The following is a 14058-nucleotide window of genomic DNA, read 5'->3' on the forward strand; positions in this document are numbered from 1 at the left end:
GATAACGCTTAGACCTTCCCCTGCACAGCCGGCCCGCACGTGACGTATCATGTCCCGACCGACAGGCTCGTTCTGTCCTCCGCACTTCAGGTTGCCAGGCCGACGCCGGCAGCCCGCGCCCGCCACAGTCTCCTGTCCCTCGATCTCGGCCGGATCGCCCGCCATGTGGTGGTCTACACGCCGGGGCCCGATGACCTCGCCCGCCTGATCGCGGCCGCCGCGGAACGCCTGCCCGGCATCGCGCCCGCATCGGTGGTGCACCGGGTGATGTCCACCAACCCCGACAGCGTCCAGGCCATCGCCCCCCGGAACCGGTTCGATGCCGCCGCCCCGCGCGGGGAGGGGTTCGTGGCCTGCCTCATGCTCAATTCCAAGGGGCTCAGGGCCCTGAAGGCGGGCTCCCTCGATGCCGCCGATCCGCAGGCACACTTCCTCGCCGGCCAGTTCGAGCGCCCGGCCGGCATCTACGTCTGGGCCGTCTTCGCCCCGGGCCGGCTGGCCGGCGGCGTCGCGACGGTGTTCGACCGGCTGACCAGCCCCCACTATGCCGGCGCCGACTTCTACGCCCGGGCGGCGACGGCCGAGGGCGCCGCCCTGCTCGCCGCCCTCGGCTTCGTCCAGGGCGGCGTGCGCGGCGGCGAGGCGGCGCGCTCCCTCCACCACCTGCCGCGGGGGGCGCAGACCGAGAAAGCCCCGCCCTACGACACCTACCGGCCCGGCCGCGGGGGCATCGGCATCGCCGTGGCGCGCAACTTCGACGACGTCGCCCGCGTGGTCGCCCTGCGGGCCGCCGTCTACATGGCGGAACAGGCCTGCCCGTTCGACGAGGAGTTCGACGGCAACGACGTCTCGGGCACCCATCTCATCGGCTACGTGGACGGCGAGCCGGCCGGATGCCTGCGCCTGCGCTTCTTCGCGGGCTTCGCCAAGATCGAGCGGCTGGCGGTGCGGGCCGAGCACCGCCACTCCCGCCTCGCCTTCACCCTCGTGAAAGCCGGCATCGAGCTGGCCCGGGTGAAAGGGTACCGGCTGATCTACGGGCACGCCCAGCGGAGACTCGTGAACTTCTGGAGCCGGTTCGGCGCCCGGGTCTATGACGGGGCGCGGGAGCTCGTCTTCTCGGATTTCGACTATGTCGAGATGCTTCTGGAGACGGAGCCGCATCCGGAGGCGATCGGCCTCGATGCCGACCCCTACGTGATCATCCGCCCGGAGGGACGCTGGCACATGCCGGGCATCCTCGACCGGTCCCGTGCGCGGCCCGTGACGCGGCCCTCCGTCGATCAGCCGAGGGCGTCATGAACGTCCGCTTCAACCCCAATTTGTATCGCCGCCCGCGCAGCATTCCGGTGCTCGTGCTCATGGACATGCAGCGCGAATACGCCGTCCCCGGCCGTCCGCACGCCCTGCCGGGCATCGAGCCGGCCCTCGCCAATTGCCGCCGGGCCGTCACCCATGCGCGCAGCGTCGGGATACCTGTCGCCTACCTGCGGTGGATCGGCGCCTCGACGTTCCAGGCCGGCTCCCGGTTTGCCCGGTGGATCGAAGGTTTCGAGCCGCAGGGCTGCGACGCCCTGTTCGACCGGGACCGACCGTCGGCCTTCGCGAGCCCGGCCTTCGCCGACTCGGCGGAGCGGGGCGCGGTGCCCCTGGTCCTGGCGGGATTTTCCGGCGAGGCCGCCTGTCTCGCCACGGCGATCGACGGATTCCATCGCGGGCTGGAGATCGTGTTCCTCGGCGATGCCTCGGCCAGCCACGGCCTCGCCGACCTGCCGAGCGACACCGTCCACCACGCGGTCTGCGAGATGATGAGGGCCTTCGCCGACGTGACGGACACGACGAGCTGGATCGCCCGGACCAACGCGGCCATCGACGCGCGATGACCCAACAGCACGGACAGGATGACGGGGCCGATCTGGTAGCCGACCTCGAAGCCGGGCGCATCGCCCTCGAGATGCTGGACGCGGCGCGGGCGACCGGCGACACGCTGATGATCGCCTGTGCGGAGATGGTCGCCTACGCCGCCGGACTCCGCTTGGCGGCGCGCCTCACCGACGATCGTTCCGAATAGGGCGCGCCCGCGACAACCGCGCCCCGCCGGCCGCCCCTGGTGCAGTGACGCCGACACTTCGTTCAGGCGTCTCTGCACCAGTCACTTGGTCTTGCATCGATCCAGAAAGGGCTGACGCCTCCGTCTGGATCGATGCACTAGGACCCGACCTCCTCGCCGACGGCCAGGAGCATCGCCCGGAGCCTTGCGGTCCGCTCGTTGCGGGCCTGCCGGTCCGCGCGGAGGGCCGATTGGATCGTCTCGGCCTCAGTCTTTCTCGGCGGATGATCTGCGGTGCGAGAAGTCGGCGCGCGCGTCATCGCATGGACAACAGCATTCATGTCGTATCTCCCTCAGTCGTTTCGGCAATTCGGTAGTGAGCCGCCCGGGGGCGGTCCAGCCCGAATATGAGGCAGCGCCGAAACGCGAGGGACGAATGCCGGCGCCTGTTCCGGAAGACGCGCCGACGCCGTGAATTCGCCTACGCGGCGTTCTGCTTCGCCTGTCGTGCCGCCAGGGCGCCCGGACGGCCGAGGCCGATCTCCTTGGCGAGGGCGGAACGGCGCGCGGCGTAGCTCGGGGCCACCATCGGGTAGTCGCTGGGGAGGCCGAACCGCTCGCGGTAGCTGTCCGGATCCAGCCCGTGGCTGGACAGGTGGCGCTTCAGCGTCTTGTAGACCTTGCCGTCGATGAAGCTCACCAGACCGTCGCGGCCGATGGAGCGGCGGATCTCGGCGTTGCTCGGCCGGCTGACCTTGGTGTCGTCCTTGGCGGCGGAATCCGCCATGTCGGTCTCGGTCAGCCGCTTCAGGGCGGCGTGGACGCTGCCGATGAGCGCCGGAAGCTCCGCCGCGGGCAGCGGATTGTTCGCGACGTAAGCGGAGATCACATCACTCGCGTAGAGCGTGAGTTGATGCATTGCGTCCTCACCCGCAGGTTGCGCGGTGCCCACCGACATGATCTCGATCCCTATCCAATGATTCGATCCCGAGCAATTTCATCATGACTGCGCTGTTTTCAAGATCCCAATGCTGTTTTTGCTGAGGAAGATCTCAAATAGGCGCGTCTACTAAACTCGAGGTTTTGCGCACTTTACCATTCTCACTTTGTGAATGAATCCAGCCCGCCTCCGGCCGCTCGGAACGGGGCGCTTCCCCGCCTCAGCGCGGGTTGGACAGGGAGCGCGCCCTGCGGCATGTCAGGGCGCGACGAGGCGGAACGAAGCGCCGTCGATGCGTGCCGCGCGGCGCGCCCCCGGGGAGAGTGCGATGCCGCCAGACAGGCAGGGCCGACCGAACTCGCTGCCGTTGAAGGGCCTGACGGTCCTCGCCCTGGAGCAGGCGGTCGCCGCGCCCTACTGCACCTCGCGGCTGGCCGATGCCGGGGCCCGGGTCATCAAGATCGAGCGGCCGGAGGGTGATTTCGCCCGGGGCTACGACGCGGCGGTGAACGGTCTGGCGAGCTACTTCGTGTGGCTCAACCGCGGCAAGGAAAGCCTCGTGGCCGACATCAAGGACCCGGCCGACGCGGCCCTCCTGCACCGCATCCTCGCGAACACCGACGTCTTCGTGCAGAACCTCGCGCCCGGCGCCGCGGCGAGGGCCGGTTTCGGCTCGGCGGAGTTGCGCGCCCGCCATCCGCGCCTGATCACGGTCGACATCTCCGGCTACGGCGCGGGGCATTCCTACGCCGACATGAAGGCCTACGACCTGCTGGTGCAGGCCGAGAGCGGGCTCGCCGGCATCACCGGCCATCCGGCGGGGCCGGGCCGGGTGGGCGTCTCGGTCTGCGACATCGCCTGCGGGATGGACGCCCACGCCGCGGTGCTCGAGGCGCTGATCGGGCGCGGCATCACGGGGGAGGGCGCCGCCCTCGACGTCAGCCTGTTCAGCGGCGCGGCGGACTGGATGAACGTGCCGCTGCTCTACTTCGAGGGGACGGGCCGGACCCCCGAGCGGCTCGGCCTCGCCCATCCCTCGATCAGCCCCTACGGCGCCTACGCGACCGCCGACGACAGCCTCGTCCTCATCTCCATCCAGAACGAGCGGGAATGGGCGGCCTTCTGTGAACGCGTCCTCGGGGAGCCCGCCCTGGCCCGGTCGCAGGGGTACGATACGAACAACGCCCGCGTCGCCAACCGCGCGGTCCTCGACGGGCGGATCGGCGAGGCCCTGAAACGCCTCACCCGCGACGAGGCCGCCGCGCGGCTGAAGGCGGCCGGCACCGCCTACGGCTTCGTCAACACCCTGGCCGACCTCGCCACCCATCCGGCCCTGGTCCGCGCCGAGGTCGAGACGCCGGCCGGGACGGCGCGGATCGTGGCCCCGCCCGTCCTGATCGACGGGGAGGTGCGCCGCCTTGGGCCGGTCCCCGCCGTGGGCGAACACAGCACCCGGATCCGCGAGGAATTCGCGGCCATCGCCTGAGAGAACACGAACGGGAGGACGCCATGCGGCTCGAAGGAAAGATCGCGATCGTGACCGGCGCGGGCGGCGGCTTCGGCGCCGGCATCGCGGAGCGCTTCGCGGCGGAGGGCGCGCGGGTCGCGCTGGTCGATATCCGCCGCGAGGCCGTGGATGACCTGGCCCGGACGCTCGGCGACCGGGCGATCGCGATCGCCGCCGACGTGGGCGCGGCGGCCGATGTGGCTGCGGTGGTCGAGGAGACCGGCAGGCGCTTCGGGGCGCCCCACATCCTCGTCAACAATGCCGGCACGACCCATCGCAACAAGCCGCTGATGGAGGTGACGGAGGAGGATTTCGACCGTGTGTTCCGGGTGAACGTGAAGTCGATCTTCCACTTCGTCCGCTCGGCGGCGCCGGTGATGCGCGACAACGGCGGCGGGGCGATCCTCAACGTCAGCTCGACGGCGGCTCTGCGGCCCCGCCCGGGGCTCACGTGGTACAACGCGTCCAAGGGCGCGGCGAGCCTCGCCACCCACTCCCTGGCCCTGGAACTGGCGCCCTGGAAGATCCGGGTGAACGCCCTCTGCCCGGTGATGGGCGCGACGGGGCTTCTGGAGGACTTCATGGGCGTGCCGGACACGCCGGAGAACCGCACGAAGTTCATCGCCACCATCCCCCTCGGGCGGCTCTCGACGGCGCAGGACATCGCGGCGGCGGCCCTGTTCCTGGCCTCCGACGAGGCCGAGTTCATCACCGGGATCGACCTCCCGGTCGATGGCGGCCGCACCGCCTGAGGAGGCCGGCAATGGGCGAAGAGTTCTCCGACTGGATCGGCCGGACGCGCGAGGGCAGGGACCTCGTGACGCCCCGGCTGATGGCCGAGTTCCAGGCGACCTTCGCCCCCCATCTCGCGCCCGTCCCCGAAGGCGAGGCGTGGCCCGCCTTCCACTGGTGCCTCGCCCCGGACACGCCGGGCGCCGACTCCCTTGGGCCGGACGGCCACGCGGCCAAGGGCGGGTTCCTGCCGCCGGTGCCGTTGCCCCGGCGCATGTGGGCCGGTGGCGAGGTCGAGACGCTGTCCCCCCTGCGCGTGGGCGACCCGGTCACCCGCGTCGAGACCCTGCGCGACGTGGCCCACAAGTCCGGCCGCAGCGGCAGGCTGTCCTTCGTCACCGTGGCGCACGAGGTCATCGGGCCGCGCGGGCTCGCCATCCGCGAACGGCAGGACATCGTCTACCGGGAGGCGGCGGGGGCGCAGAGCGGCGCCGCACCCGCGCCGGAGCGGGCCGACCCGGCGGCGTACGAGGCGGTCTGGCGCCTGCCGGCGACGCCGACCCTGCTGTTCCGCTACTCGGCGATGACCTTCAACGGCCACCGCTTCCACTACGACCAGCCCTACGCCACGCAGGTCGAGGGGTACGCGGACCTCGTCGTGCACGGGCCGATCCAGGCGACGCTGCTCATGAACCTCGCCACCATCGCGCTCGGCCGGGTGCCGGCCATCTTCCGCCACCGGGGGGTCTCGCCGATGACCGCGAACCAGACGTTCTCCGTGTGCGGGCGGATGGCCGGGCAGGGCTGGGAAGGCGTCACGCTCGACGCCGAGGGCCGGGTCTGCATGCGCGCCAGCGCATCCATCTGACGGGGAGGACGCGCATGGCCCGGCCGATCCGCGAAGACGACCTGATCGCCTCGATCAGCGATGCCCTGCAGTTCATCTCCTACTACCACCCGGCCGACTTCGTGACGTCCCTGGCTGCGGCCTACGACCGGGAGGAGAGCCCGGCCGCCCGAGACGCCATCGGCCAGATCCTCACGAATTCCCGCATGGCGGCGATCGGCCATCGGCCGATGTGCCAGGACACCGGCATCGCCAACCTGTTCTTCAGGATCGGCATCAACGCCCGCATCGAGTCGGCCCGCCCCCTCCAGGAGATCGCCGACGAGGCGGTGCGCCGGGCTTGGCTCACCGAGAGCAACCCCCTCCGGGCGACGGTGGTGTCCGATCCCCTGTTCTCCCGGAAGAACACCGGCGACAACACCCCGGCGATGGTCCATGTCGAGATCGTCTCCGGCGACACGGTCTCCGTCCACGTGGCGGCCAAGGGCGGGGGCTCGGAGAACAAGGCGCGGTTCACCGTGCTCAACCCCAGCGATTCGGTGACCGACTGGGTCCTGCGCACGGTCGAGGGGCTCGGCGCCGGCTGGTGCCCGCCGGGGCTGATCGGCCTCGGGGTCGGCGGCTCCGCGGACAAGGCCATGGCGATGGCCAAGGAAGCCCTGCTCGATCCCATCGACATGCCGGCGCTGCGCGCCCGCGGCCCCGCATCGAAGCTGGAGGAGATGCGCCTCGACCTGTTCGAGAGGATCAACGCCCTCGGCATCGGCGCGCAGGGGCTCGGCGGGCTCACCACCGTCCTCGACGTGAAGATCCGCACCTTCCCGGTCCACGCGGCCTCGCAGCCCGTGGGGCTGATCCCCCAATGCGCCGCGGACCGGCACGTGGCCTTCACCCTCGACGGGTCCGGGCCCGCGAGCTTCACGCCGCCGGACATTTCTCTTTGGCCGCGGGAGCTGGCGACGGGGGCCGCCCAGGGCCGCCGGGTCGATCTCGACACGTTGAGCGCTCAGGAGGTGGCGAGCTGGAAGGCGGGAGAGACCCTCCTGCTCACCGGCCGGCTCCTCACCGGCCGGGACGCGGCCCACCTCCGGCTGACGACGATGCTGGACGCGGGCGAGCCCCTTCCGGTCGATCTCAAGGACCGGGCGATCTACTATGTCGGCCCGGTCGATGCGGTGGGCGACGAGGCCATCGGCCCGGCGGGTCCGACCACGGCCAACCGGATGGACAAGTTCCTCGAGCCGATCCTGTCCCGGACCGGCCTGCGCGTCATGGTCGGCAAGGCCGAGCGTGGCCCGGAGGCGATGGAGACCATCGCCCGGCACGGCTGCGCGTATCTCATCGCCGTGGGCGGGGCCGCCTACCTCGTCTCGAAGGCGATCCGTTCGGCAAGGGTGCTCGCCTTCCACGACCTCGGCATGGAGGCGATCCATGAATTCACCGTCGAGAACATGCCCGTGACCGTGGCGGTGGATGCGGGCGGCGCCTCGATCCACCGCACCGGTCCCCTGCGCTGGCGCCGCCCCGCCCCGGCCTGACCGGATCGGGTGAAACGATACTTTTGCCGCCGGCCAACCCTTGCCGTGCGGCGGCGAGCCTGACAGTCTATCCAAAATACAATGAGCCCGAACAGGGCATCCTCGGGAGGGAACCATGAAGACCCTGCTTTTCGGCGCAGTCGGCTGCGCGCTCGCCTTCGCATCCCCCGCCTGGGCGGATCCGATCGTCATCAAGTTCAGCCACGTCGTCACGGCCGACACGCCGAAGGGGCAGGGCGCGGAGAAGTTCAAGCAACTGGCCGAAGAGCGCACCAAGGGTGCGGTGAAGGTCGAGATCTACCCGAACAGCACGCTCTACAAGGACAAGGAAGAGGTCGAGATGCTGCAACTCGGCGCGGTGCAGATGCTCGCGCCCTCGACCAGCAAGTTCGGCCCACTGGGCGTGAAGGAGTTCGAGGCCTTCGACCTTCCCTACATATTCCCCAACGAGCAGGTGCTGCGGAAGGTGCAGGAAGGCCCGATCGGCCAGGGCCTGTTCAAGAAGCTGGAGAGCAAGGGGATCAAGGGCCTCGGCTACTGGGATAATGGCTTCAAGGCCATGACCTCGAACCGGCCGATGCACATGCCGGAGGACATGAAGGGCCTGAAGATGCGCATCCAGTCCTCGAAGGTGCTGGAGGCGCAGTTCAAGCAGATCGGCGCCATGCCGCAGGTCCTGGCCTTCTCGGAACTGTATCAGGCGCTGCAGACCGGCGTCGTCGACGGCCAGGAGAACCCGCCGTCGAACGTGCTGACGCAGAAGATCAACGAGGTGCAGAAGCACGCCACCCTGACCTATCACGGCTATGTCGGCTACGCGGTGATCGTGAACAAGCCGTTCTGGGACGGCCTGCCCGCCGACATCCGCACCACCCTCGAAGGCGCCATCAAGGACGCCACGGAGTTCGAGCATTCCGTCGCCAGCTCGGACAACGAGAAGGCGCTGGCCGCCATCCGCGCCACGGGCAAGACCGAGGTCTACACCCCGACGGAGGCCGAGAACGCTGCCTGGCGCAAGGCCCTGGCCCCGGTCCAGAAGGAGATGGCCTCCCGCGTCGGCCGGGATCTGGTGACGGCGCTCAACAAGGAAGCCGAGGCGGCCGGCGCGCCGGCGAACTGAGGCGGCGACGGGTGGGCCCCCGATCCCACCCGCCCCCTCGGCCCGGGAGGTCGCTACAGCGGCCCCGGCGGACGCTGACCGGGGGCGGGCGACGGCTGGAGCCCTCCTTCCAGGCCCTGGCGACGCCCCCGCCCCGTGCCGACACCCTTCCCGCACCGAACCTCCCGCAGCCGATGCGAGACCCATGTTCCTGAAGATCCTCGACCGGCTCGAAGAGCTGTTGATCGGCACGCTGATGGCGGCGGCGACGCTCATCACCTTCGCCACGGTGGTGCATCGCTTCCTGTCGGGCATCCCGAGCCTGCAGGACTACACCGACCGGATCGACTTCGGCTGGTCGCAGGAGCTGTGCATCTACATGTTCATCTGGGTCGCGAAGTTCGGCGCGGCCTACGGCGTGCGCACCGGCATCCATGTGGGCGTCGATGTGCTGGTGAACCGCCTGCCGCCGGGGGCGCGGCGGGGGATGGTGCTGTTCAGCCTGCTGGCCGGCGCCGTGTTCACCGGCATCGTCGGGTCGCTGGGGGCGAGCTTCGTCTGGCGCATCGGCCACACCGACCAGACCACGCCCGACATGGAGATCCCGGTCTGGCTCGTCTACCTCGCGATCCCGCTGGGCTCCTACCTGATGTGCTTCCGCTTCCTCCAGGTGGCCTGGACCTTCCTGCGCACCGGGCACCTGCCCGCCCGTGACCATGCCCGCGTCGACGGCGTCGAGACCGTCGAGGGCGTCGATCCGATCCAGATGGGACGTGAAGGAGGCCCGGCGTGAGCGGTCTGATCATCTTCGGGCTGCTCATCGCCCTCATGCTCACCGGCATGCCGATCTCGATCGCGCTCGGCCTGACGGTGCTGACCTTCTTGTTCACCCTGACGCAGGTGCCGATCGAGAGCGTCGCCCTCAAGCTGTTCACGGGGATCGAGAACTTCTCGATCATGGCGATCCCGTTCTTCATCCTGGCGGGCAACTTCCTCGCCCATGGCGGCGTCGCACGGCGGATGATCGCCTTCACCACCTCCCTCGTCGGGCACTGGCCCGGCGGGCTCGGGCTCGCGGGCGTCGTCGCCTGCGCCCTGTTCGCGGCGGTGTCGGGGTCGAGCGTCGCGACGGTGGTGGCCATCGGCTCCATCATCCTGCCGGCGATGGTGGCCGAGGGGTATCCGAAGCGGTTCGGCGCGGGGATCATCACCACCTCCGGGGCGCTCGGCATCCTCGTGCCCCCCTCGATCATCCTCGTCCTCTACGGGGTCTCGACCAACTCCTCGATCGGCAACCTCTTCCTGGCGGGGGTGATGCCGGGCATCGTCCTGTCGGCCCTGCTCGGCCTCGTCACGTTCATCATCGCCAGGAAGAACGGCTACCCGCGCATGGCGCGGGCGACGTGGCGCGAGCGGCTGGCGGCCTTCCGCGAGAGCGTCTGGGGCCTGTTCCTCGTGGTGATGGTGATCGGCGGCATCTATGCCGGCATCTTCACCCCCACCGAGGCGGCGGCCACGGCGGCGGTCTACGCCTTCGTCATCGCCGTGTTCGTCTACCGCGACCTGAAGCTCTCCGACGTGCCGCGGGTCCTCCTCGCCTCGGCGAACATGAGCGCGATGCTGCTCTACATCATCACCAACGCGGTCCTGTTCTCGTTCCTGATGACCTCCGAGAACATCCCCCAGGCGATGGCCGCCTGGCTGATCGCCAAGAACTTCAGCCCGCTGGTCTTCCTGCTCGTCGTCAACATCATCCTGCTGGTCGCCGGCAACGTGATGGAGCCGTCCTCGATCCTGCTGATCATGGCGCCGATCCTGTTCCCCATCGCCATCAAGCTCGGGATCGACCCGATCCATTTCGGGATCATCATGGCGGTGAACATGGAGGTCGGGCTCTGCCACCCGCCGGTGGGGTTGAACCTCTACGTGGCGAGCGGCATCGCCCATATGGGCATCTCGGAACTGACCGTGGCGGTCCTGCCCTGGTTGCTGACGATGCTCGGCTTCCTCGTGCTCGTCACCTACTGGCCCGCCCTGTCCCTCTGGCTGCCGAGGGCCCTCGGGGCGATGTGACCGGGGGGCGCCCTGCAGGGCGCCCCGCATCCGTCTTTGCGAGCAAAGCGAAGCAACCCAGGGCGGCGGGACACTTCAGGATCTCGCGCTTCCCTGGATTGCTTCGCTGCGCTCGCAAGGACGGTGGTGAATATCCGCCGCCCGTGGTGCCACCCGACGGGCTACGCCTCCGCATCCTCGTCTTCGAGGTTGCGCATCACATCCAGGCAGCCCTGCAGGATGTAGGCGGCGGCGAGCTTGTCCACGAGTTCGCTCCGGCGCTGGCGGGAGGCGTCCGCCTCGATCAGCGCGCGGGTGACGACGGCGGTGGACAGGCGCTCGTCGAAATAGAGCACCGGCAGCGGCAGGATCGGCGCGAGGTTGCGGGCGAAGGCGCGGGTGGATTGCACCCGCGGCCCCTCGCTGCCGTCCATGTTGAGGGGCAGGCCGAGGACCAGCCCGCCGACCCGGTGGGCCTCGCACACCGCCTTCAGCCGCGCGGCGTCGGGGGTGAACTTCACCCGGCGGATCGTCTCCAGCGGGCTCGCGATCTGGCGGCCGAGATCCGACAGGGCGAGCCCGATCGTCTTGGTGCCGAGATCGAGGCCGAGCAGGCGCGCCCCGCCGCGGGAGGCCGCGGCGAATTCGCGGATCAGTTGCTTGTCCATGCCGGCACAGGCCTACGCGAGGCGGCCCCGTCCCGTCCACAGACTTAACCATATCCGCGATCACGCCGGATGCGCGGGGAGCCGAGCGCCGCTAGATTGGTTAAGGTTTCGTTAACGGGTCTCGCGGAGACGGCTGTGCCGGTCGCTTCTGATACTATCCACGCCGAGGGGCAGCGCGTCCGCCGGCGCCGCCACCGCTGGATGCTGCTCCTCGCCTTCGAGGTGCTGGTGTTCGGCTTCGCCCAATCCGTCCTGCGGCCGATCCGGCCTCCAGGGGTCGTGGTCGAGCAGAGCGTCGCGCCCAACCACGTGGTGACGTGAACCGCCCGCGTTGCGGGCCTTCGAACCGCAATGCTATAGCCCGCCCGTCCGAGGGAACGACTCCCCGGCCGCGACGAATGGGACGGCATGTCGGTCGACGAGAAGACTGTGCGGCGGATCGCACATCTGGCGCGGATCGCGGTGACCGACGAGGAAGTCGGTCCGCTGGGCGCCGAACTGAACGACATCCTGGCGTTCGTGGAGCAGCTCGGCACGGTGGACGTCTCCGGCGTCGAGCCGATGACCTCGGTCCTGCCGATGGCGATGAAGAAGCGCGAGGACGCCGTGACGGAGGGCGGGCGCGCCATCGACGTGGTGGCCAACGCCCCCGAGACCGAGGACCACTACTTCCTGGTTCCGAAGGTGGTCGAGTAACCCTCCCACCCGGACCTTTCCTCATGCACGCGCCTCCGCGGCGCGCAGGGACCTGACACGCGTGAGCAGCCCCAACGAACTCACCCTCGCCGAGGCGCGGGACGCCCTGAAGGCGAAGACCCTCTCCGCCCGCGAGCTGACCCAGGCGCATCTCGACGCGATGGCGAAGGCCCGCGCGCTCAACACCTACCTGCTGGAGACGCCCGAGCGGGCGCTCGCCATGGCGGACGTGTCGGACGACAGGATCGCCTCCGGCGCGGCCGGCCCGCTGGAGGGCATCCCGCTCGGCATCAAGGACCTGTTCTGCACCCACGGCGTCGAGACGACCGCGGGGTCCAAGATCCTGAAGGGCTTCGTGCCGCACTACGAATCGGCGGTGTCGGCCAACCTCTGGCGCGACGGCGCCGTGATGCTCGGCAAGCTCAACCTCGATGAGTTCGCCATGGGCTCGTCCAACGAGACCAGCGCCTTCGGCAACGTCATCTCCCCCTGGCGCCGCACGGGCTCCGAGGCGCCGATCGTCCCCGGCGGCTCGTCGGGCGGGTCGGCGGCGGCGGTGGCCGCGCGGCTGTGCCTCGGCGCCACGGCGACCGACACCGGCGGCTCCATCCGCCAGCCCGCCGCCTTCACCGGCACGGTCGGCATCAAGCCGACCTACGGCCGCTGCTCCCGCTGGGGCACGGTGGCCTTCGCCTCGTCCCTCGACCAGGCCGGCCCCATCGCCCGCACCGTGAAGGATTGCGCGATCCTGCTCGCCTCCATGAGCGGCGCGGATGCCCGCGACACCACCTGCGCCGACCTGCCGGTGCCGGATTTCGAGGCGTCCGTGGGCCGGGGCGTGAAGGGCCTCACCATCGGCATCCCGAAGGAGTACCGGGTCGAGGGCATGCCCGCCGAGATCCAGAGGCTGTGGGACGAGGGCGCCGCGTGGCTGAAGGCGGCCGGCGCGACGATCAAGGAGATCTCGCTCCCCCACACCTCCTACGCCCTGCCGGCCTACTACATCGTCGCCCCCGCCGAGGCGTCCTCGAACCTCGCCCGCTACGACGGCGTCCGCTACGGCCTGCGGGTGCCGGGCAAGGACATCGCCGGGATGTACGAGAACACCCGCGCCGCCGGGTTCGGCCGGGAGGTCAAGCGCCGCATCATGATCGGCACCTACGTGCTCTCGGCGGGCTACTACGACGCGTATTACGTCCGCGCCCAGAAGATCCGCACGCTGATCAAGCGCGACTTCGAGGCCGCCTACGCCGACGGCGTGGACGCGATCCTCACCCCCGCCACCCCCTCGGCGGCCTTTGGCATCGGCGAGAAGGCGAATGCCGACCCGGTGGAGATGTACCTCAACGACGTGTTCACCGTGACCGTGAACATGGCCGGCCTGCCGGGCATCGCCGTGCCGGCGGGGCTCGATTCGCAGGGCCTGCCGCTGGGTCTCCAGCTCATCGGCCGCCCCTTCGACGAGGAGACCCTGTTCGCCGCCGCGCAGGTCATCGAGGATTCGGCTGGGCGCACCGCGCTGCCGGCCGCGTGGTGGGCATGACCGTCCCGTTCTATCCCTGGACCGTCTGGATCTGGGCGGGGTTCGACCCGGCGCTCATCGTGGTGGCCCTGTACCTCGGCTGGAAGGCGGACCAGTTCGGCAAGACCTTCATCGCGGCCATCGCGGCCTTCGCCATCGCGGTGCTGTTCTCGTGGGTGGTGACGGCGGCGGGCATCCCGTGGCCGGCGCCGATCACCCATGACGGGCCGACCTTCTTCACCGTCCGCGCCGGGGCGGCCCTGCTCTGGGCCATGCTCGGCTACGGGGCCCGCCGCGCGGTGGGGCGGCGCGCTTGACCCTCCGGGCAGGGGGCTCCTAAGAACGCCTTTGCTTGACGACTTCGGACACGCCACCATCATTGCGAGCGCAGCGAAGCAATCCAGTGG

Annotated in this window: 16 protein-coding genes; 14 read left to right on the forward strand and 2 right to left on the reverse strand. The window is 69.9% G+C overall.

All coding sequences use genetic code 11. From position 1 onward, the window contains the following. The first annotated feature begins 39 nt into the window (after positions 1 to 39). Genes MKK53_RS25520 through MKK53_RS24445 form a run of 3 tightly spaced genes read left to right on the forward strand, consistent with a single transcriptional unit; the run spans position 40 to position 2071 of the window. Positions 40 to 1302, forward strand: coding sequence for a GNAT family N-acetyltransferase (locus MKK53_RS25520; RefSeq protein ID WP_313901577.1), 1263 nt, complete (start codon positions 40 to 42; stop codon positions 1300 to 1302). Then, the gene (locus tag MKK53_RS24440; protein WP_243931558.1) at positions 1299 to 1883 is read left to right on the forward strand and encodes a cysteine hydrolase; all 585 of its coding nucleotides are present in this window, start codon (positions 1299 to 1301) and stop codon (positions 1881 to 1883) included. Before MKK53_RS25520 ends, MKK53_RS24440 begins: the two co-directional genes overlap by 4 nt. Then, positions 1880 to 2071, forward strand: coding sequence for a hypothetical protein (locus MKK53_RS24445; protein WP_243931559.1), 192 nt, complete (start codon positions 1880 to 1882; stop codon positions 2069 to 2071). Before MKK53_RS24440 ends, MKK53_RS24445 begins: the two co-directional genes overlap by 4 nt. Positions 2072 to 2531: 460 nt before the next feature. Here MKK53_RS24445 and MKK53_RS24450 read toward each other — a convergent pair whose 3' ends face one another. After that, positions 2532 to 2969 carry a MucR family transcriptional regulator gene (locus MKK53_RS24450; protein ID WP_243931560.1) on the reverse strand — a complete coding sequence of 146 codons (438 nt, stop codon included), beginning with the start codon at positions 2967 to 2969 and terminating at the stop codon, positions 2532 to 2534. A 349-nt stretch (positions 2970 to 3318) separates the two neighbouring features. On the opposite strand from MKK53_RS24450, the gene MKK53_RS24455 reads away from it, so the two are divergent. The 7 genes from MKK53_RS24455 to MKK53_RS24485 all read left to right on the forward strand — a co-directional run bounded on the left by MKK53_RS24455 (position 3319) and on the right by MKK53_RS24485 (position 10786). Continuing rightward, the gene (locus MKK53_RS24455; RefSeq protein WP_243931561.1) at positions 3319 to 4476 is read left to right on the forward strand and encodes a CaiB/BaiF CoA transferase family protein; all 1158 of its coding nucleotides are present in this window, start codon (positions 3319 to 3321) and stop codon (positions 4474 to 4476) included. A gap of 23 nt (positions 4477 to 4499) precedes the next feature. Next, entirely contained in the window at positions 4500 to 5249 is a 750-nt protein-coding gene (locus tag MKK53_RS24460; RefSeq protein WP_243931562.1) for an SDR family oxidoreductase, read from the forward strand. An 11-nt stretch (positions 5250 to 5260) separates the two neighbouring features. Continuing rightward, positions 5261 to 6097, forward strand: a complete 837-nt coding sequence (locus tag MKK53_RS24465) for a MaoC family dehydratase N-terminal domain-containing protein (protein WP_243931563.1) — start codon at positions 5261 to 5263, stop codon at positions 6095 to 6097. 14 nt (positions 6098 to 6111) lie between these two features. Then, positions 6112 to 7614, forward strand: coding sequence for a fumarate hydratase (locus MKK53_RS24470; protein ID WP_243931564.1), 1503 nt, complete (start codon positions 6112 to 6114; stop codon positions 7612 to 7614). Between the two features lie 115 nt (positions 7615 to 7729). Further along, the gene (locus MKK53_RS24475; RefSeq protein WP_243931565.1) at positions 7730 to 8734 is read left to right on the forward strand and encodes a TRAP transporter substrate-binding protein; all 1005 of its coding nucleotides are present in this window, start codon (positions 7730 to 7732) and stop codon (positions 8732 to 8734) included. 184 nt (positions 8735 to 8918) lie between these two features. Beyond that, a complete protein-coding gene (locus tag MKK53_RS24480) occupies positions 8919 to 9506 on the forward strand; it encodes a TRAP transporter small permease (RefSeq protein WP_243931566.1) in 588 nt (195 codons plus the stop codon). Next, the gene (locus MKK53_RS24485) at positions 9503 to 10786 is read left to right on the forward strand and encodes a TRAP transporter large permease (RefSeq protein ID WP_243931567.1); all 1284 of its coding nucleotides are present in this window, start codon (positions 9503 to 9505) and stop codon (positions 10784 to 10786) included. Before MKK53_RS24480 ends, MKK53_RS24485 begins: the two co-directional genes overlap by 4 nt. A gap of 161 nt (positions 10787 to 10947) precedes the next feature. On the opposite strand, the gene ruvX is transcribed toward MKK53_RS24485, so the two are convergent. Then, the gene (gene ruvX, locus MKK53_RS24490) at positions 10948 to 11433 is read right to left on the reverse strand and encodes a Holliday junction resolvase RuvX (protein WP_243931568.1); all 486 of its coding nucleotides are present in this window, start codon (positions 11431 to 11433) and stop codon (positions 10948 to 10950) included. A 135-nt stretch (positions 11434 to 11568) separates the two neighbouring features. On the opposite strand from ruvX, the gene MKK53_RS24495 reads away from it, so the two are divergent. The 4 genes from MKK53_RS24495 (at position 11569) to MKK53_RS24510 (ending at position 13968) form a co-directional block, all read left to right on the forward strand. Beyond that, complete coding sequence (locus tag MKK53_RS24495; RefSeq protein ID WP_243931569.1) at positions 11569 to 11754, forward strand: hypothetical protein; 186 nt, start codon at positions 11569 to 11571, stop codon at positions 11752 to 11754. A gap of 87 nt (positions 11755 to 11841) precedes the next feature. Further along, positions 11842 to 12129 carry an Asp-tRNA(Asn)/Glu-tRNA(Gln) amidotransferase subunit GatC gene (gene gatC / locus MKK53_RS24500; RefSeq protein WP_243931570.1) on the forward strand — a complete coding sequence of 96 codons (288 nt, stop codon included), beginning with the start codon at positions 11842 to 11844 and terminating at the stop codon, positions 12127 to 12129. A 61-nt stretch (positions 12130 to 12190) separates the two neighbouring features. Then, a complete protein-coding gene (gatA, locus tag MKK53_RS24505) occupies positions 12191 to 13672 on the forward strand; it encodes an Asp-tRNA(Asn)/Glu-tRNA(Gln) amidotransferase subunit GatA (RefSeq protein ID WP_243931571.1) in 1482 nt (493 codons plus the stop codon). Next, positions 13669 to 13968 carry a hypothetical protein gene (locus MKK53_RS24510; RefSeq protein ID WP_243931572.1) on the forward strand — a complete coding sequence of 100 codons (300 nt, stop codon included), beginning with the start codon at positions 13669 to 13671 and terminating at the stop codon, positions 13966 to 13968. Before gatA ends, MKK53_RS24510 begins: the two co-directional genes overlap by 4 nt. Positions 13969 to 14058: the final 90 nt, after the last annotated feature.

It is taken from the genome of Methylobacterium sp. J-076, from assembly GCF_022829405.1.
GTDB lineage: Bacteria > Pseudomonadota > Alphaproteobacteria > Rhizobiales > Beijerinckiaceae > Methylobacterium.